Annotated in this window: 14 protein-coding genes; 11 read left to right on the top strand and 3 right to left on the bottom strand. The window is 63.2% G+C overall.

Going from position 1 to position 19629, the window contains the following annotated elements; all coding sequences use genetic code 11:
- Positions 1-147: 147 nt before the first annotated feature.
- The 4 genes from ACYQ12_RS13115 to cysN all read left to right on the top strand — a co-directional run bounded on the left by ACYQ12_RS13115 (position 148) and on the right by cysN (position 3888).
- On the top strand, positions 148-870 hold the full coding sequence (locus ACYQ12_RS13115) for a phosphodiesterase (RefSeq protein WP_459872490.1): 723 nt from the start codon (positions 148-150) through the stop codon (positions 868-870).
- 202 nt (positions 871-1072) lie between these two features.
- The gene (cysD, locus tag ACYQ12_RS13110) at positions 1073-1984 is read left to right on the top strand and encodes a sulfate adenylyltransferase subunit CysD (protein ID WP_459874525.1); all 912 of its coding nucleotides are present in this window, start codon (positions 1073-1075) and stop codon (positions 1982-1984) included.
- 56 nt (positions 1985-2040) lie between these two features.
- Positions 2041-2394 (top strand): four helix bundle protein, encoded by a 354-nt coding sequence (locus ACYQ12_RS13105; RefSeq protein WP_459872487.1) that lies wholly within the window; start codon positions 2041-2043, stop codon positions 2392-2394.
- 42 nt (positions 2395-2436) lie between these two features.
- Entirely contained in the window at positions 2437-3888 is a 1452-nt protein-coding gene (gene cysN / locus ACYQ12_RS13100) for a sulfate adenylyltransferase subunit CysN (RefSeq protein ID WP_459872484.1), read from the top strand.
- A 100-nt stretch (positions 3889-3988) separates the two neighbouring features.
- Here cysN and cmoB read toward each other — a convergent pair whose 3' ends face one another.
- Together cmoB and cmoA are read right to left on the bottom strand one after the other, a co-directional pair.
- Positions 3989-4978: a tRNA 5-methoxyuridine(34)/uridine 5-oxyacetic acid(34) synthase CmoB gene (gene cmoB, locus ACYQ12_RS13095; RefSeq protein WP_459872481.1), complete on the bottom strand. Its 990-nt coding sequence runs from the start codon at positions 4976-4978 to the stop codon at positions 3989-3991.
- A 4-nt stretch (positions 4979-4982) separates the two neighbouring features.
- Positions 4983-5756, bottom strand: a complete 774-nt coding sequence (gene cmoA, locus ACYQ12_RS13090; RefSeq protein WP_459872479.1) for a carboxy-S-adenosyl-L-methionine synthase CmoA — start codon at positions 5754-5756, stop codon at positions 4983-4985.
- 220 nt (positions 5757-5976) lie between these two features.
- On the opposite strand from cmoA, the gene pgi reads away from it, so the two are divergent.
- The 6 genes from pgi to ACYQ12_RS13060 all read left to right on the top strand — a co-directional run bounded on the left by pgi (position 5977) and on the right by ACYQ12_RS13060 (position 16239).
- The gene (pgi, locus tag ACYQ12_RS13085) at positions 5977-7662 is read left to right on the top strand and encodes a glucose-6-phosphate isomerase (RefSeq protein WP_459872477.1); all 1686 of its coding nucleotides are present in this window, start codon (positions 5977-5979) and stop codon (positions 7660-7662) included.
- Positions 7663-7710: 48 nt separating this feature from the next.
- Entirely contained in the window at positions 7711-8376 is a 666-nt protein-coding gene (locus ACYQ12_RS13080) for a YqiA/YcfP family alpha/beta fold hydrolase (RefSeq protein ID WP_459872474.1), read from the top strand.
- Between the two features lie 117 nt (positions 8377-8493).
- On the top strand, positions 8494-10374 hold the full coding sequence (gene parE / locus ACYQ12_RS13075; protein WP_459872471.1) for a DNA topoisomerase IV subunit B: 1881 nt from the start codon (positions 8494-8496) through the stop codon (positions 10372-10374).
- A gap of 339 nt (positions 10375-10713) precedes the next feature.
- Complete coding sequence (gene parC / locus ACYQ12_RS13070) at positions 10714-12984, top strand: DNA topoisomerase IV subunit A (RefSeq protein WP_459872468.1); 2271 nt, start codon at positions 10714-10716, stop codon at positions 12982-12984.
- A gap of 90 nt (positions 12985-13074) precedes the next feature.
- Positions 13075-14298: a phosphoserine phosphatase SerB gene (gene serB, locus ACYQ12_RS13065; protein WP_459872466.1), complete on the top strand. Its 1224-nt coding sequence runs from the start codon at positions 13075-13077 to the stop codon at positions 14296-14298.
- Positions 14299-14541: 243 nt separating this feature from the next.
- Positions 14542-16239 (top strand): HD domain-containing phosphohydrolase, encoded by a 1698-nt coding sequence (locus ACYQ12_RS13060; RefSeq protein WP_459872463.1) that lies wholly within the window; start codon positions 14542-14544, stop codon positions 16237-16239.
- A 48-nt stretch (positions 16240-16287) separates the two neighbouring features.
- Here ACYQ12_RS13060 and ACYQ12_RS13055 read toward each other — a convergent pair whose 3' ends face one another.
- The gene (locus ACYQ12_RS13055; RefSeq protein WP_459872460.1) at positions 16288-17280 is read right to left on the bottom strand and encodes a helix-turn-helix domain-containing protein; all 993 of its coding nucleotides are present in this window, start codon (positions 17278-17280) and stop codon (positions 16288-16290) included.
- A gap of 290 nt (positions 17281-17570) precedes the next feature.
- Here ACYQ12_RS13055 and ACYQ12_RS13050 point away from each other — a divergent pair, with 290 nt between their 5' ends.
- The gene (locus ACYQ12_RS13050) at positions 17571-19601 is read left to right on the top strand and encodes a TonB-dependent siderophore receptor (RefSeq protein ID WP_459872458.1); all 2031 of its coding nucleotides are present in this window, start codon (positions 17571-17573) and stop codon (positions 19599-19601) included.
- Positions 19602-19629: the final 28 nt, after the last annotated feature.

Raw genomic sequence — 19629 nt, 5'->3', positions numbered from 1 at the left:
GTGCCAAAGGTAGGTGAACCCAATGATGGCGAGATGTACGGCGCAGCGGATGCGACATGACATGCAGTCAGGCGGAGCGGCCCTTTTGCGGCCGGGTAGCGGAATGCGGAGCCGTCCGCGCGTGACAGTGGCGGGGGCGATGGCCTGATGCGGCTGATTCAGATTACCGACTGCCATCTCCATGCGGATCCCCAGGCGCGGTCACGGGTGGGGTTTCCCCTGCGTCAGCTCGAGGCCGTGGTCGAACGGGCGCGGCAGCTGCGCCCCGACATGGTGCTGGTGACCGGCGATGTCAGCCAGGACGAGACGCCGGCGGCCTACCGGCATGCCAGCCAAGCCTTTTCGCGCTTCGATTGTCCCTGGTTCTGGTTTGCCGGCAACCACGACAATCCCCAGTGCATGGAAGAATTGCAGCCCTTCCATGACGAGCTCGATCTCGGCGACTGGCGTCTGCTGATGCTCGACTCCCGGGTCGCAGGGCAGACGGGGGGCGAACTGGGACAGAGCCAGCTGCAGGAACTGGCCTGGCGCCTGGAGGAGGACGAGCGTCCGACGCTGCTGGCCATGCATCATCCCCCGGTCGAGGTCGGCTCGCGCTGGATGGACAGCCTCGGCCTCGCCGATCGCGATGCACTGTGGCAGACCCTGGCGGCCTATGGCCAGGTCAAGGCCATCCTGTGCGGCCATATTCATCAGGCGTTTGCGGCCCATCAAGGAACCGTCGCGGTCTATGGTTGTCCCTCGACGTCCGACCAGTTCCTGCCGGGGTCTGCCGAGTTTGCCGTGGACGAGGCCTCGCGTGTGGGGTTTCGTGTCGTGGATCTGGATGGCGACATGCTGGAGACCTGGATCGAGCGTGTCGATCTATGATGAATCGTATATAGCCCGAAATGCTAAAAAGATAGTCGTTAATTCTTTGACGTTATCACCCCGCCCTCGTAACGTGTCCCCATCATTGCTGCATTCGTTGCTTGAAACACAAGAACGCAGCGTCACGTCGTATTCACGCCGTCCCTGCGGTCCGAACAGGCCATCGCCGGGACGCATTGCCATGAGAGGTTGCCTGACCGCGATGCTTTCTCCCGAGCGACAGACCCACTTGAAGCAGCTCGAAGCGGAATCGATCCATATCATTCGCGAGGTGGCTGCCGAATTTCGCAATCCGGTGATGTTGTACTCCATCGGCAAGGACTCCTCGGTGATGCTGCACCTGGCGCGCAAGGCGTTCTATCCGGGCACGCCACCGTTCCCGCTGATGCACGTCAACACCACCTGGAAGTTCCGCGAGATGATCGAGTTCCGCAACCGCATGGCGGCGGAGGTCGGCATGGAGCTGATCGAGCATATCAACGAGGAAGGCCGCGCCGCGAACATCAACCCGTTCGAGCATGGCAGCTCCAAGTACACCGATATCATGAAGACCCAGTCGCTCAAGCAGGCGCTGGACAAGTACGGCTTCGATGCCGCCTTCGGCGGGGCGCGCCGCGACGAGGAAGCTTCGCGGGCCAAGGAGCGTGTCTACTCCTTCCGCGATCGCTACCATCGCTGGGATCCCAAGAACCAGCGCCCCGAGTTGTGGAACCTCTACAACGGCAAGGTCAACAAGGGCGAATCGATCCGCGTCTTCCCGCTCTCCAACTGGACCGAACTCGACATCTGGCAGTACATCTATCTCGAGTCGATTCCCATCGTCCCGCTGTACTACGCCGCCAAGCGTCCGGTCGTCGAGCGTGACGGCATGCAGATCATGGTCGACGACGAGCGCCTGCCGCTCGCCGAAGGCGAAGTGCCGCAGGAAAAGTCGGTGCGTTTCCGCACGCTGGGCTGCTACCCGCTCACCGGCGCCGTGGAGTCTGAGGCCGCCACGCTGCCCGAGATCATCCAGGAGATGCTGCTGACCCGTACCAGCGAGCGCAGCGGTCGTGCCATCGACCACGATCAGGCCGGCTCGATGGAGCGCAAGAAACGCGAGGGGTACTTCTAGCGCGCCTAAGGCGCGCTAGAAAGACGGAAGGACGAAGCCGGAAGAGGGAAGACGGCATGGATTTTGAGCAGTTGGATGTCTGGAAGCGGTCAGCGCGCTTATCCGCTGATCTCTACCGCTACTTCAACGATTCCCGCGATTTCGGCTTCAAGGATCAAATTACGCGTTCCGGTCTTTCCGTACCCAGTAATATCGCTGAAGGCATGACAAGGCCAACCGCCAAAGATCGCACCAAGTTTCTTCATATCGCCAAGGGATCGTGTGCCGAGTTACGGACCCAGATCTACATCGGTATAGAGATCGACTACATCAAGAGAGAAAAGGGGCACCAATGGGTAGCGGAAACCAAGGAGATTGCCGCCATGTTGACAGGGCTGATTCGTAGGCAAGCCGACTTTGACGTGGGGTGATTGGGTTTCTTCCCTCTTTCTTCTTATTTCTAAGGTTTTGCTATGTCACACCAATCGAACCTGATTGCCGAGAATATCGAGCAGTACCTTCAGGAGCACGAGAACAAGGATCTGCTGCGCTTCATTACCTGCGGTAGCGTCGACGACGGCAAGTCGACCCTGATCGGGCGGTTGCTGCACGACTCCAAGATGATCTACGAGGATCAGCTTGCCGCGATTACCCGTGATTCGAAGAAGAGCGGCACCACCGGCGACAAGGTCGATCTGGCGTTGCTGGTCGACGGTCTGCAGTCCGAGCGCGAGCAGGGCATCACCATCGACGTGGCGTATCGCTTCTTCTCTACCGACAAGCGCAAGTTCATCATCGCCGATACCCCGGGGCACGAGCAGTACACTCGCAACATGGCCACCGGTGCCTCGACGGCGAGCCTGGCGGTGATCCTGATCGATGCCCGCTACGGCGTGCAGACCCAGACTCGCCGGCACAGCTTCATCGCCGATCTGCTGGGCATTCACCATCTGGTGATTGCCGTCAACAAGATGGATCTGGTGGACTTCTCCGAGCAGCGCTACGACGAGATCGTCGCCGAGTATCGCCAGTTCGCCGAGAAGCTCGATGCCCGCGACATTCGCTTCGTGCCGATGTCGGCGCTGGAAGGCGACAACGTCGTCAACAAGAGCGAGCGTACCCCGTGGTACCAGGTGGATGGCGAACAGGGCCCGGCGCTGCTCGAACTGCTGGAGAGCGTCGAGATCGACCGCGACAAGAACCTGCGGGATCTGCGTTTTCCGGTGCAATACGTCAATCGTCCTAACCTCGATTTCCGCGGCTACTGCGGTACTCTCGAGGCGGGCATCCTGCGCCCCGGCCAGGCGGTCAAGGTGCTGCCCTCCGGCAAGTCCAGCAAGGTCGAACGCATCGTCACCTTCGATGGCGATCTGGAGCAGGCGGCTCCGGGGCAGGCGATCACCGTGACGCTGGACGATGAGATCGATATCTCTCGCGGCGACTGGCTGGTGGCGGCAAATGATCAGGTAGCGCTGGCGCACACGCTCGAAGCGGACATCGTGTGGATGCACGAGAACGCGCTCGAGCCCGGCAAGCTCTACGACATCAAGCTGGCTACCCGTGACCTGTCGGGTCAGGTCTTCGCCATCGACTACCAGATCGACGTCAACACACTGGACCATCACCCGGCCGAACGTCTCACGCTCAACGCCATCGGCCGTTGTCGCCTGGAACTGACCGCCGAGGTGCCGGTGGACGACTACCGCACCAGTCCGGGTACCGGCAGCTTCATCATCATCGACCGACTGACCAACGTGACCGTAGGGGCGGGCATGGTGCGTGGCGTGGCCGAGGGTGAGGGCGGCCAGTACGACGCTCGCGGCGAAGTGGATTGGCAGGCCTTCGAACTCGAACTCAATGCCCTGATCCGCAAGCATTTCCCGCACTGGGAAGCCAAGGACGTGCGCGAACTGCTGAAACGATAAGACGCTTTCTGGCGTCAAGCGTCAACGCCCCGCCGGTGCATTTGCCGGCGGGGCGTTTTGCGTCGGGGCCTGTTCGTTCGGCGCGTGAGCGGCCGACCTCTTATGCGGGTTTGCGGGCGATGAGTACGGCCCGCCGTGGAGCAGGATGACCTTCGAGAGTCAGCGAGCGATCCTCGGGATCAAGAAAATCGGCCAGTGACTGGAAGGTCATCCACTCGGTGGCGCGCTGCTCCTCCAGCGAGGTCGGTGCCTCATCCACCACGCGCACGTCGTCGAAACCGCAGCGCACGAGCCAGTGACTGAGTGCCTCCGAGGAGGGCAGAAAGTAGACATTGGGCATGGCCGCGTAGCGCTCACCGGGCATGAACACGGTCGTTGCGTCGCCTTCCACCACCAGCGTTTCCAGTACCAGTTCGCCTCCCGGGCGCAGCGCGTCCTTCAACTGCAGCAGGTGATCCAGCGGCGAAGGGCGATGGTAGAGCACACCCATGGAGAATACCGTGTCGAAGGCGGCAAGCTTCTCGGGGACGTCCTCGATGCCGACCGGCAGGAAATGGGTGCGGTACCCGTCGGCATCGCCGATGAAATGGCGCAGCGCCTGAAACTGATAATAGAAGCGTGGCGAGGGATCGATCACCAGCACGAATGCCGCCCCGGCACCCGTCATTCGCCAGGCGTGGTAACCACTGCCGCCGCCGACATCGAGAACGCGTCGGCCGCGCAGATCGGCGAGATGCGGCGCGACTCGCTGCCATTTCCAGTCGGAGCGCCACTCCGTATCGATGACGATGCGGCCCAGTCGGTAAGGGCCCTTGCGCCACGGCATCAACGCACGCAGCAGATTCTCGCTGCGTCGGTGTTCGGCATCCGTCAGCGTAACCTCGACGGTGACGGTGTCGCTATCGAGATGCACGCCGCGTTCTCCGGGCAGGTCGGGCAGCTTGGCCACCGCCTTCTCCCACGCCGGCAGGTCGCCGTGGCGCTTGCGGTCGAGTCCGCGCGCAAACTGCTCGGGCAGGCGCGCCAGCCACCTGTCCAGGCCCTGGTCGACGAAGGCGTGATAGAGACGGCGCTGGGCATCGTCGGTCATCGGCTCATCCCTCATCCGATGGCGTCTCTCGGGACCGGGCGTCCTTGAACGCGATCATCGAGGCGAAGTTGAGGTACTGGAACCAGGTGGTGCTGCGCGAGAAGCCGGCGCGAGCCAGGCGCGCGTGATGTCTCTCGAGGGTGTCGGGGACCAGGACATTCTCCAGGGCGTTGCGCTTCTGGCTGATTTCCAGTTCGCTGTAGCCATTGGCACGCTTGAAATCGTGATAACGTTCCACCAGCCAGGCATTTTCCTGCTCGTCGCCCGCGACGATCTTCTCGGAAAGGACCAGGACGCCGCCGGGTTCCAGGGCATCGTAAAGCCGCTGGATGAGTACGTCGCGATCCGCGGGCGCGAGAAACTGCAGCGTGAAGTTGAGAATGATCATGCCCGACGGACGATAGGCCAGATGGCGGATGTCGCCCTGCTCGATGGTCATGGCATGTTCGGGAAACTCATCGGCCAGGACCGCTCGGGCGCGTTCGACCATGGCGGGGGAGAGGTCCACCCCGGTCAGGGTGAAGGCCTCGGGAGGGAGCCGCAAGGCCAGGGCCAGGCCCACGGCGCCGAGCGAGCAGCCCAGGTCGTAGACGTGGGCGCCGTGACGCAGATGCCGCGTCGCGATCACACCGAGCATGCCGAGGATCTGACCGTAGCCCGGCACCGAGCGGCGGATCATGTCGGGGAAGCAGGCCACGACCTGCTCGTCGAAGGAGAAGCTCGCGACTCGATCCAAGGGTGTCGAAAAGAGGGCGTCACGGTAAGATGCGTTACTCATGGAAACGGTTTCGTATCGGTGAGGCAGACATGTCGCGGCGGGGTACAGTACCGCCGAGCTGCGGGAGAGGGCATTATTCTACGCACCCGGCGGTAGGCTTGCATCTCCTTGGCGATGCGGAAACGGCGAGCGCCGATGCAACGCTGGTGACGAACCGAAGCGTACGTGGCATGGTAGGAATTCAGGGAAGACAACTTCTAACCAAGCAAGGAGAGAGCTGATGAACCGTCCAACATTGATCAACCAGCATCCGGCCTGGCAGGCGCTGGCGGCGCATGCCGAGGAGATGCGCGACGTGCATCTGGCGGAGCTGTTCGCCGAAAGCGAGGGGCGCCATGCGCGTTTCACCCATCGCGCGGCAGGGCTGACCATCGACCTTTCCAAGCATCGCTGGCGTCCACGCACCCTGGAGCTGCTGCTCGAGCTGGCGCGGGCCGCCGATATGCCGGGCGCCATCCAGCGCCTGCTCAACGGGGAGCGGGTCAATCTCTCCGAGGATCGTCCGGCGCTGCACACCGCGCTTCGCTTGCCGCAGGACGCCCAGCTCGAGGTCGAAGGCCAGGACGTGGTTCCCGCCGTACACGACACGCTGGCGCACATGGAGGCGATGGTCGCCAAGGTCCATGCCGGTCAGTGGCGCGGTGCCACGGGCAAGGCCATTACCGATGTGGTCAATCTGGGCGTCGGCGGCTCGGATCTGGGGCCGTTGATGGTCTCGCATGCCCTGGCCGACTATCGGCCGCGTGACATTCATCCGGTCGAGGTCCACTTCGCCTCCACCATGGACGGCTCCCAGCTGGTCGACTGCCTGGCCCGCCTCAATCCCGAGACGACCCTGTTCATTCTCTCCTCCAAGTCCTTCACCACCATCGATACGCTTTCCAATGCCGGCACGGCACGCGACTGGCTGATGACGCGTCTGGTGCACGATCCGGAAGAGCCCGCCGAGTGCGACCAGGCGCTGGTGATGCGTCAGCACTTCATCGGGGTGTCGGCCAGCCCCGAGAAGATGAGCGAGTGGGGCATCAGCGAAGCCAATCAGCTCGAATTCTGGGAGTGGGTCGGCGGTCGCTACTCGCTATGGGGGGCCATCGGCCTGCCTATCGCTCTGGCCGTGGGCATGAAGCACTTCCGTGCACTGCTTGCCGGGGCGCATGACATGGACCGGCATTTCCGCGAGGCGCCGCTGGAGGCGAACCTGCCGGTGCTGCTGGGGCTCGCGGGTATCTGGAACAACAATTTCCTCGACATCCGCGCCCACTCCATCCTGCCCTACGACGGGCGCCTCGAATATTTCGCCAGCTATCTCGAGCAGCTGGAGATGGAGTCCAACGGCAAGTCCACCACCAATTCCGGCGAGAACACCCACTATTCGACATGCCCGGTGCTCTGGGGACAGTTGGGGCCGAACGCCCAGCACGCCTTCTATCAGTTGCTGCACCAGGGAACCCAGCCGGTCGAGTGCGACTTCATCGCCCCGATGCGCCGCTACGACCGGGTCGAGGATGAGGCGACACGTGCCCATCTCAAGGCACAGCATCGCCTGACGCTGGCCAACTGCTTCGCCCAGTCGCGTGTATTGATGCTCGGTGATGAAGCGATCAACGAGGATGGCCCGCGCCCCAGCCACAAGCGTTATCGCGGCAACCAGCCCTCCACCACGCTGCTGCTCGACCGTCTGACGCCAACCACGCTGGGCGCACTCATCGCGCTATACGAGCACAAGGTGTTCGTGCAGGCCACCGTCTGGGACATCAACCCCTTCGACCAGTGGGGCGTGGAACTGGGCAAGAAGATCGCCACCGAAACCGAGCAGATTCTCGCCTCGCATCGCGGACTGGAATCGCTCGACGATTCCAGTCGCGGCCTGATCGAGACGGTATGGGCGGCTCAGGAGCGCTCCTAGGTGGGCAGGTAAGTTCGTGATACTGGTTATTGATACAGGTTTTGCGTTATGCTGAGCCACGATTCAGGATCGGTGGCTCCCGTTTCGAGCGTGCTCTATCTGCATGGCTTCAATAGCGGGGCGGCATCGCCCAAGGCGCGCCTGGTAGAAGCGGCGTGCCGGGCGTTGGCGGCGGATTCCGGCAAGGCGCCGAAGTTCATGGCGCTGCAGCTGCCCCATCGCCCCCAGGCGGCGATGGAGGCAGCGGAGACGGCGCTGGCGACGCTGGGGCAGGACACGCTGGTCGTCGGGAGCTCCATGGGCGGCTTTCTCGCCACCTGCCTGGCCGAACATCACGGGCTGCGAGCCGTGCTGATCAACCCGGCGGTGCGTCCGGCGCGGTTGGTCAGCGAATGGCTGGGCGCCGCCTTCGTCAACGACTACACGGGCGAGCACTTCGTGGTCGGGGCGGAACATGCCGATGAACTCGAGAGGCTCACGCCGCGCGGCATCAGCCGCCCGCAGCGTTACCTGCTGCTGCTGGGCAGTGCCGACGAAACCCTTGACTGTCGTGACGCTCTGCATGCCTACTCGGGATGCCGAACCATCATCCATCCGGGGGGCGACCATGGTTTCAGCGCTCTTGCGCGTTACCTGCCGGCGGTACTGGCCCATGGCGGGCACCCTCTGCCGGTATCGCGTGTGCCCGGCGATACCGTGACGCACGGCGCCTGAAACGCTATCGCCGGGTTCATTGCAGAACCGGGTTCAGAGCGGGGTTCATTAGAGAAAGGATCGAGGTCCTTCCCGTATCCGAATGTATCGAATATCAGCCACTTCTTCGGACGACGCATGACGCAATACAGTGCCAGCTCCATCGAGGTCCTCTCCGGTCTCGAGCCGGTGCGCAAGCGCCCCGGCATGTACACCGACACCACGCGCCCCAACCATCTTGCCCAGGAAGTCATCGACAATAGCGTCGACGAGGCGCTGGCCGGGCATGCCCGCGAAATTCGCGTGCGTCTTATCGACGAGGGCGGAATCGAGGTCAGCGATGACGGGCGCGGCATGCCCATCGACATACATCCCGAGCATGGCGTCTCGGGGATCGAGCTGATCCTGACCCGGTTGCATGCCGGGGGCAAGTTTTCCCAATCCAGCTACCGCTTTTCCGGCGGCCTGCATGGTGTCGGCGTTTCGGTCGTCAATGCCCTGTCGCGGCGGCTCGAGGTCGAGGTGTGCCGTGAAGGAAGCCGCTATGCCATGGCCTTCGAGAAGGGCGACAAGGTCGAGGAGCTGTCGGTCATCGGCAGCTGCCCCAAGCGGGCCACCGGCACGGTGGTGCGCTTCTGGCCCGAGGAGCACTACTTCGACAGTCCCCGGCTTTCGCTGCCGCGCCTGAAGCACCTGTTGCGCGCCAAGGCGGTGTTGTGTCCCGGTCTCAAGGTGGTGCTGACCGAAACCGACGGCGCCGAAAGCGAGTGGCAGTACGAGGACGGCCTTCGCGACTATCTGGCCCAGACCACGGATGGCTTCGAGGTGCTGCCGGCCTCGCCGTTCACCGGCCACTTCGAGGACGAGGAACAGGCGGTGGACTGGGCGATCCAGTGGTTGCCGGAAGGCGGCGAACCGCTGACCGAGTCCTACGTCAACCTGATTCCCACGCCGCTCGGCGGCACGCATGTCAATGGGTTGCGCAGCGGCCTGCTCGAGGCATTGCGCGAGTTCTGCGAGTTCCGCAACCTGCTGCCGCGCGGCGTCAAGCTCACCCCCGATGATCTCTGGGAGCGGGTCTCCTTCGTGCTGTCGGTGAAGATGCTCGATCCGCAGTTTGCCGGCCAGACCAAGGAGCGCCTGTCGTCGCGTACGGTGGCGGGGTTCGTTTCCGGGGTGGTCAAGGACGCCTTCTCGCTGTGGCTCAACCATCATGTCGACCAGGCCGAGGCGTTGGCTGACATGGTGATCAATGCCGCCCAGCGCCGCCAGAAGAGCGCCAGAAAGGTGGTGCGCAAGAAGGTCACGGCGGGCCCGGCCCTGCCCGGCAAGCTGGCCGACTGCTCGGGACAGGACCCGGTGACCAGCGAGCTGTTCCTGGTCGAGGGGGACAGCGCCGGTGGCAGTGCCAAGCAGGCCCGCGACCGAGAGTCTCAGGCGATCCTGCCGCTGCGCGGCAAGATTCTCAACACCTGGGAGGTCGACTCTCACGATATCTTCGGCTCCCAGGAGGTGCACGACATCGCCGTGGCGATCGGCATGGACCCGGGCAGCGATGACTTCTCCAAGCTGCGCTACCACAAGATCTGCATCCTCGCCGATGCCGACTCCGACGGGCTGCACATCGCCACGCTGCTGTGCGCGCTGTTCGTGCGCCACTTCCCGGCGCTGGTCGATGCCGGTCATGTCTTTGTCGCCATGCCGCCGCTGTATCGCATCGATCTCGGCAAGGAGGTGCACTACGCCCTCGACGAGAGCGAGAAGGCGGCCATCCTCAAGCGTCTGGAAGGCAAGCGCGGCACGCCTAACGTGCAGCGTTTCAAGGGGTTGGGCGAGATGAGCCCGCTACAGCTGCGCGAGACCACCATGGCCCGCGACACCAGGCGGCTGGTCCAGCTGACCCGCGAAGAGGGCGACGGTACGCTGGAAATGATGGACATGCTGCTGGCCAAGAAGCGCGCCTCGGATAGAAAGAGTTGGCTGGAAGATTATGGCAATCTTGCCGACATAGAGGTATGAACCTGCCTGCGCTCGCCAATACGGCGTTGGACGGCGAGCGCCAATTGCTCATTTACAGCATGTAAACTCCGCATTGTCGCTCGCCGTTCGCCTTGTCCTGCCTTCGCTCGGCAAGGTTCTCGGCCTCTGGAATGGTTGAGATAAAACCGTCAGCGTGAGCAGCGCTGGCGGCAGGTATGAGCGAAGCTCCTTTTTCATGGAGGAAAAAGGGAGCGCCCAGGGAAGGGGTATAGCGTCTTCGCGATGGTCCGGCACCCCGGGGCCTGACGCCAGAGTAGCTGCGTGATACATGAGGAGAGGCATGCCCCTGATTTCACAACTTGATCAAGGTCGTTTGCTATGATCATGGATATCCAGGTGGCGGAGGGCGACGTCGAACGCCTTTCCCTCAAGGAATACACCGAGAAGGCGTACCTCGACTACTCGATGTACGTGATTCTCGACCGCGCGTTGCCGCACATCGGCGACGGCATGAAACCGGTGCAGCGGCGCATCATCTATGCCATGCGCGAGCTGTCGCTGACCGCCAATGCCAAGTACAAGAAGTCGGCGCGCACCGTCGGCGACGTGCTGGGCAAGTTCCATCCGCATGGCGACAGCGCCTGCTACGAGGCGATGGTGCTGATGGCGCAGCCATTCTCCTATCGCTATCCGCTGGTCGACGGCCAGGGCAACTGGGGCAGTCCCGACGATCCCAAGTCGTTTGCGGCGATGCGTTACACCGAGGCGCGGCTGTCGAAATTCTCCGAGGTCCTGCTCAGCGAGCTGGGGCAGGGCACCGTCGACTGGATGCCCAACTTCGATGGCACCATGAACGAGCCGGCGGTGCTGCCGGCGCGTCTGCCGCACGTGCTGCTCAACGGCGCCACCGGCATTGCGGTGGGGATGGCCACTGACATCCCGCCGCATAACGTCAACGAGGTGGTCGAGGCGACCTGCCATCTGCTGCGCCATCCCGAGGCGACGGTTGCCGATCTGCTCCAATATGTCCCGGCGCCCGATTTTCCCACCGAGGCGGAGATCATCACCCCGCGCAGCGACCTGCGTAAGCTCTACGAGAGCGGACGCGGTTCGGTGAAGCTGCGTGCCCGTTACGTCCTGGAAGAAGGCAATGTCGTGGTCACCGCGCTGCCCTATCAGGTCAGCGGGGCCAAGGTGCTCGAGCAGATCGCTGCCCAGATGCAGGCCAAGAAGCTGCCGATGGTGTCCGACCTGCGTGACGAGTCGACCCATGAGACGCCGACGCGCCTGGTCATCGAGCCGCGTTCCAACCGCGTCGACGTCGAGGCGCTGATGGCGCACCTGTTCGCCACCACCGACCTCGAGAAGAACATTCGCGTCAATCTCAACATCATCGGGCTCGACGGGCGTCCGCGGGTCATGCCGCTGTCTGACATGCTCGGCGAGTGGCTGACCTTCCGCCGCGCCACGGTACGCCGGCGCCTCGAGCATCGTCTGGGCAAGGTCGAGGATCGCCTGCATATCCTCGAGGGGCTGCTCACCGCCTACCTCAACATCGATGAGGTGATCCGGATCATCCGCGAGGAGGACGAGCCCAAGGCGTCGCTGATCGCGGCGTTCGGCCTCTCCGAACGCCAGGCCGAAGCGATTCTCGAACTACGTCTGCGTCATCTGGCCAAACTCGAGGAGATGAAGATCCGCGGCGAGCAGGACGAGCTCGAGAAGGAGCGCAAACGGCTCACCCGGTTGCTCGGCAGCGAAAAGGCACTCACCGATCTGATCGAGAAGGAGCTGCGCGAGGCGGCACGCGAGCATGGCGATGTCCGGCGTTCGCCGCTGGTCGAGCGCGAGGAGTCCCGGGCGCTCTCCGAGGTCGAGCTGATGGGGGCCGATCCGGTGACCGTGGTGCTCTCCGACAAGGGCTGGATTCGCAGTGCCAAGGGCCACGAGATCGATCCGGCCGGTCTGTCGTTCAAGGCCGGGGATCGTTTCCATCTGTCCGCCCGTGGCAAGACCAACCAGCCGCTGGTGCTGCTCGACGACAGTGGTCGGACCTATACGCTGGCCGCACACAATCTGCCCAGTGCACGCAGCCAAGGCGAACCGATCACCGGGCGCATCAATCCCGCCGCGGGGGCGCACATGATGGGGCTGATGCTGGCGGCGCCGGAAACCCGCTTCCTGCTGGCTTCCGATGGCGGTTACGGCTTCGTGGCCCGGTTGGAAGATCTGATCGGCAAGAACAAGTCGGGCAAGGCGGTGCTTTCGGTGCCCAAGGGCTGCAATGTGCTGCCGCCGGTGGTGATTCCCTATCCGCAGGAGGATCATGCCGAGCTACGTGTCGCGGTCGTCTCCAACGAGGGACGTCTGTTGATCTTCGGTCTCGATCAGTTGCCCGAGATGGCCAAGGGCAAGGGCAACAAGATGCTCGACATACCCGGTGCGCGAGCCGCGAACCGCGAGGAGTTCGTACGGGATATGCTGCTGCTGGCACCCGGTGCGACGCTGACCGTGCATGCGGGCAAGCGCAAGCTGACCCTGAAGCCGGCCGATCTCGAGTATTATCTCGGCGAACGCGGACGTCGCGGCAACAAGTTGCCGCGTGGCTTCCAGAAGGTCGATCGACTCGAGACGGAGGAGGGACGATAGAAGAGGGAAGACGGACGGTGGCCGTTATGGTTTTCTTTCCTTCTTGCAGGCGCGAAGCGCCGCACTTCCTTCTTTCTTCTAAGGGGTAATATGACGCAACGCATTCTTATCCGTGCCACGGGCCATGCCCGGCCTGGCCAACTGGCTGGCCTGGGACGGGCGCTGGCGCAAAGCGGCGCCCGCTTGCTCGACATCAACCAGAGCGTGACCTTCGGTATCGTGTCGCTGGAAGCCCTGGTGGCGCTCGAGCGCGACGCCGATCTCGAGACGGCGCTGAACGACACCGGAGAAGCCCTGGGACTGGATGTGCAGGCTTTGCAGGTGAGTGCCGAGGAGTATCAGCGCTGGAGCACGCAGGCCAGCCGTCCGCGACTGATTCTGACGTTGCTGGCGCCGCGCCTGCCGGCCGGCATCCTGGCCGAGGTAGGCGCCCTGACCGCCGAGCATGGGCTCACCGTGGAGCTGATCCACCGCCTGTCGGGGCGCGAGCCGCTGGATGGCGAGATCACGCCGCGTGGTGCCTGCGTGGAGTGCTGGCTGCGCGGTGAAGAGATCGATCTCGAACGGCTGCGCGAGAAGGCCTTGGCGCTGGGCGCGATGCATGGCGTCGATATCGCGCTGCAGGAGGATTCCATCTGGCGCCGTCACCGCCGTCTGATCTGCTTCGACATGGACTCCACACTGATCCAGGCCGAGGTCATCGATGAGCTCGCGCGCCGTCACGGCGTCTATGACGAGGTGGCGGCCGTCACCGAGAGAGCCATGCGCGGGGAGCTGGATTTCCAGCAGAGCTTTCGCGAGCGCATGAGCAAGCTCGAGGGGCTGGATGAATCGGTGCTCGTGGAGATCGCCGAGAGCCTGCCACTGATGGATGGTGTCGAACGTCTGATGGCGCACCTCAAGCGGCTGGGTTACCGCACCGCCGTCCTCTCTGGCGGCTTCACCTATTTCGCCCGTTATCTTCAGGCAAGGCTCGGCTTCGATGAGGTGCATGCCAACGAACTGGTCATCCGCGACGGTAAGGTCACCGGGGAAGTACGCGAGCCGATTATCGATGCCGACCGCAAGGCCGCGCTGCTCAAGGAGATCGCCGAGCGTGAGGGGCTATGCCTGGAGCAGACCATTGCCGTGGGCGACGGCGCCAACGATCTCAAGATGCTGGCGACCGCCGGGCTGGGCATTGCCTTTCGTGCCAAACCGCTGGTACGCCAGCAGGCGCGTCAATCGATTTCTACGCTGGGTCTGGATGCCGTGCTCTATCTGATCGGCTACCGGGAAGGGGATCTGGAAGAGCAGCGTACACGACTGCCTTGAGGCCCGGTATCGCCGGGTGATCACCGTCACTCCCGCCGTGAACGGCTCCGGAGGCTGGATGTCCTGCCTCCGGTTTTTTATGCCCGGCAAGAAAATCGATAGCTGACGAAATATCACGCCCGAACCCGTTCATTGACTCAAGTCAGAACCATCGCTGCCGATAGTCAGGAAAAGCATCCATGTCCATGGTTGGATCCGCGTCTTCCTTCATCGCAACGAGAGGCCCATATGCTGGAGCCAAGCATGTCTCCCACCGAAGTCAATCATCCAGGCGAGTTGCTCTCGCTGCTGGAAGCCTTGTGTCAGCCGGGGGGAGCCAGCCTGTGCTTCGAAGAAGCGGCGGGGGTCCTGTGGCCGGCACTGCTGATGGAGATATCTCCCGGCGAGAAACTGATCCTGGACGTGACGGCGACGCCCGAAATCGCCCAGCGCCTCATGGCGGGGCAAGCATTCTGTCTGATCGGCCAGGCCCACGGCGCCATGGTGAGGACGGCTTCACTGGTCGCTGGCGAGCGCCTCGAGACGCCTGAGCGGCTACAGTTTCGCTGCGAATATCCGCAATCGGCCAATGTCGTGCATCGGCGCAACGCCTTTCGTGCCGAACTCAAGCCCGGCATGGACGTCCACGCTGATCTGTTCCTGCCCTCTCAGCCTGAAGCGATCCGGGGCGAGCTGAAGAACCTGTCGCTGGGCGGATGCATGCTGGAAGTGTCACTGTCGAACGCCGTGCTGCTGAAGAACGCCCGGCACGCCACCCGGCTGAGAGCCCACTTTCCCAATGGACAGGCGCTCGAGGCGCAGGCTCATATCCGCCACGTGCGGACCAACGATACCTGGACCACGGCGCTGGTCGGTTGCGAGTTCGTCGGTGCCACGCCCAGCGTCGAGCGTCTGGTGTGGTACTTCGTCAAGGAGATCGAGCGGGAGAGTGCACGCAACGCGCTGGAGGGCAATAGCGCCTTGTCACCTTCCGCACTGTTCCAGCCGGCGAACGACGCGACGAACCGGGCGCTGGAATCCGAATCGGCGGTACAGCTCGCGGGGGGGGCGATGACCCGACGGCTGGCCAAGGTGGCCGCCTACCTCAATGCCCAGCTGCTGCAGTTGCAGGCCGGTGAAGCGGTTGAGCCGGCATTGCTGTCACGCCAAAGCGATGCCTTGCTGGCGCTGCTGCAGCAGGACCGCGAAGCGCTGCTGTACTCCACGGTATGCCTGCCCCAGCAGCCGCTGCTGGTCCAGCACTCCCTGACGGTGGCGGTACGCCTGGCCGATCTGGGCCAGGCCCGGCGTCTGGCGCCGGATGTGATCAAGGCGATGATCGCCTGCGCTCTGGTGCACGACCTGGGCAAGGCCTTGCTGCCCGAGACACTTCTCCAGGCCACCGCGCCGTTCTCTGCCGCTCAACGCCAGGACATGCAGCAGCATGTGGCGCTGCTCATGGCGCGTCTCGAGACGTGTCGTTGGCTGTCACCCGAAGTGGTGGCCGCGGTGATCGGCATGGGCAACGAACGGCTCGACGGCAGCGGCTATCCGCAGGCGACGCAGGGGAAGCAACTTCCCGAGCTGGCGCGGATGATGGCTATCGTCGATGTGGCGGATGCCATGGGACGCAAGCGCGTCGACCGGCCCGCCTGGCCGCTGATGGACATCTATCGCCATCTGCTCGGCAGTCCGGCCCAGTTCGACAATGTCTGGGTGCAACGCTACATCAAGCGCTTCGGCATGGCGCCCATTGGCTCGCTGGTCAAGTACTCCAGCGGCACGCTGGCCTGGGTGCAGCGCCTGGATATCCGCGGGCAGCCGGCCCAAGTCCGGGCGGTGATGAATCTCAACAACCGCGAACGACGCTTCGATCAGCGTCTCGACGAGGGCCAGATTGGCCAGTTGGGTCGCCTGGAGGGAACGGTCGAGGCGCGAGAGTTTGGCCTGACACCGGTGTAGCCATGGGCGGCGGTGTTCGCGGGCCCCAGAGCGTGGCCGGGACGTGAATCATTTCCGGCGACGAACGTCGCTGGGACTCTCTCCGAAATGACGCTTGAAGGCGGTGGCAAAGTTGGCGGCGCTGGTGTATCCGGCGAGCGCCGCTGCGGTTTCTACACTGATCCGCTCATGGCATAGCGCGTGACGTGCCGCATTCAGCCGATGCTGACGCAGGTAGCGTCCCAGACTGATGCCGAAATGGGCGCGAAACTGGCGCTGCAGGCTACTGTTGCTCATGCTGAGGCGCTCCGCCAGCTCCCCCTGCGTCAAGCACGCGGCTTCGCCACTCTCGATCATCTCGCGCAGGCGCTTCAAGCGGCGGCTCTCATGAGCGCTTGCCCGGGCGGTGGCAGGCTCATCCGGCGGGTGTACCGCGGCTAGCGCCTCGCTGATGAGCGACAGGGCGCATCCCTCGACTTGCAGCCGTTGCGCAAAACTGCCCGGATGCGCCGGCGAGGGTTCAAACAGCCCTCGGGCCAGGGCCTGCAAGGCAGGTGACGGCAACCAGGTCGTCAGCGTCAGGTGCCGCTCAAGGCATCTGCTGAGCTCGCTGTCCATTTCGGAGACCAGATGACGCTGCAGCCATTCGGGCGTGAGGGTGATCGTCAGGGTCCGCTCGTGTCCACCGGCATGCCCTTCGCGCCGGAAGGCTTCCGCTTCGTTCAGCGAAACCAGCATGGCCTGTATTGCGGGGCCCTCGGCGTTTTCCGGTCCCAGAGTGAGCTGATGTTGGCCGAACCTGACTCGAGCCTGCCCGGACAGGACCAGGGCCAGTCGAATGCCGGGCGGTAACTCAGCCTCGCTGAGCAGATCATAGAAATCCCTGACGTCCGTCAGCCGGACATACATGCCGGGCTGGGGCTGAATCATGCGCATGCTGCCCTCAAGCAGGGGCGCATGCTGATCCCAGTCCAGCGCATGCAGTTGATGACGCGTTACGAGTGGTGATGCCATGGCACGAAGTCGCTGCTGATCGATTGTCGGCGAGGAAGTGGCAGACATGGTGCGGACTCTTGTGTCACTGGTTGCGGCTGAGAAAGGTTCCAAGGGGCTGGACATTTTGCCCGATTCACAAAGCAATTCGCTGATTTCGCAAAGGCAAGGCGATCTTGTAACTGGAATAATGCTTGGCTTCGGCATTTGTTGCAATAGATTATCATTGCCACTTGATTGGGTAGGTGCAAATGGGAACCAACACCTTGAGCGACACGAGTAGAAAAACGGCCTTGCCCCTGGCGGTTGGCGGGATCTTGCTGCTAGGCACGTCTTCTCATGTTTGGGCGCAGGAGACTTTGGCAACGGAAAATTCCAATGCTCGCCTTGATACCATTACCGTGGAAGGTAACCGGCTCTATGAAATGCTGCCCTCGGAGGAGACCGAAGGCTACAGCGTGGATGCCGCTACCGTCGGGACCAAGGTGCCCGCAGCGCTGCGCGACATTCCGCAGTCGATCACGGTAATCACGCGCGATGCCATCGAGGATCGCAATCTCGACACCCTCGACGAGCTGGGCCGGCGTACGCCGGGTATGCGCGTGCTGAGCAATGACGATGGCCGCTCGTCGATCTATGCCCGCGGCTATGAGTACGACGAATACAACATTGACGGCCTGCCGGCGCCGATGCAAAGCATCAACGGTACCGTGCCCAACCTTGCCGCTTTCGACCGGGTCGAGGTGATGCGCGGCCCGTCGGGGCTGTTCAACAGCACCAGCGAGATGGGCGGTATTGTCAATCTGGTGCGCAAGCGTCCGACCCATGATTTTCAGGGCCATGTCACCGGCCGCTACGGCAGCTGGGACCAGCGCTACCTGGAAACCGACATTGCCGGACCGATCGATGCCGAAGGACGGGTGCGCGGGCGACTGGTGATTACCGACCGCAGTACCGACGGTTTCGTCGATCACAACGATAACGAGAACCAGACCTTCTACGGGGCGCTCGATTTCGATCTCGACGAGGCCACGACGCTGTCACTGGCCTTCCTGCGTCAGCTCAAGGACATCACGGTCAACAACGGCCAGGCAACCGACGCGAATGGAAACCTGCTGTATTCCGATCGTTCGGCCTTCTTCGGGGCGGACTGGAACGACTTCACGATGCAGAGCAACGACACCTTCGCCGAGCTGACCCATCGGTTCAGCAATGGCGGCTACGGGCGTTTCGCAGTGCGCTATTCCGATCGCAAGGCCGACTACAACTACGCTTTTGGCGGTGGCAGCATCACCGATGCCGGCACGCTAAGCGTCGCGGGCACGGCGGGGGACATCGATCAGCAGGCACTTTCCATGGATGCCAGTTACAGCCAGCCCTTTGCCGCGCTGGGCAACGTCAGTGAATTCGTGGTCGGAGCCGACTACAAGCACTACGAGACCGATTCGCTCAACGGTCGGGCGCGTCTGGGCACTACCACCGTCGACGCGTTCGACGACATCGCCTACGTCGATATTCTCGACAATTACCTGTCGGCTGATACGCGGGAAACGCTCAAGGAAACCGGGCTATATTCCAAGCTGACGTTCCGGCCGGTCGCGCCGCTGGCATTGATCGTCGGCGGCCGCATCAGCGGGTATGAGGTCGAGCTGGAAAACCACCTGTCCGGAAACGACTATACGCGCGACGACAACGAGTTCACCGGCTACGCTGGCGCGGTCTACGACCTCGACTCGCATCATTCGCTGTATGCCAGCTACTCCGAGGTGTTCAAGCCGCAGACCGACTACGACGCCGAGGGCGATCTGCTCGAGCCGCGCGAGGGCACCCAGTACGAAGTGGGCGTCAAGGGTAGCTACTTCGGCGGCGATCTCGGCGCGCGCCTCTCCGCCTTCCGCCTGTACGACGACAATTTCGCGGCCAGCGTGCCCAGCGAGAGTTATTCCGACGCAATCGGTGAGCGTCGCATCCAGGGAGGGGAAATCGAACTCACCGGCAGCGTCACCGAACAGTGGGACATCATCGCCGGTTACGCCTACATGGAAACCGACGTGGATCGCGGCGATGTGCCGACCACGTTCATGCTGATGCCGCGGCATACAGTCAATCTCTGGACCCAGTACGGCTTCGCGGGAGGTAGGCTCGACGGCGTCCATCTGGGGGGCGGTGTGACGGCAATGAGCGACTTCGAGACGACTGCCGTGCATGCGCCGGGCTATGCCGTGTTCGACGCCATGCTCGGCTACGATTTCACCTCGCAACTGACGGGCCAGCTCAACTTCAACAATATCTTCGACCGGGAGTATTACACCCGGGTGGGCAGTACCGGCACCTTCAACATGCTGGGCGAGCCGGCCAGTGTCGTGGCGTCGCTGCGCTATGATTTTTAAGAGGGGCGTACGAAGCGGCAGGCGTTCG

The sequence above is a fragment of the Halomonas shantousis genome (assembly GCF_054654615.1).
Note: the sequence above shows the minus strand (reverse complement) of the source record. Positions and strands in the feature narration are given on the sequence as shown.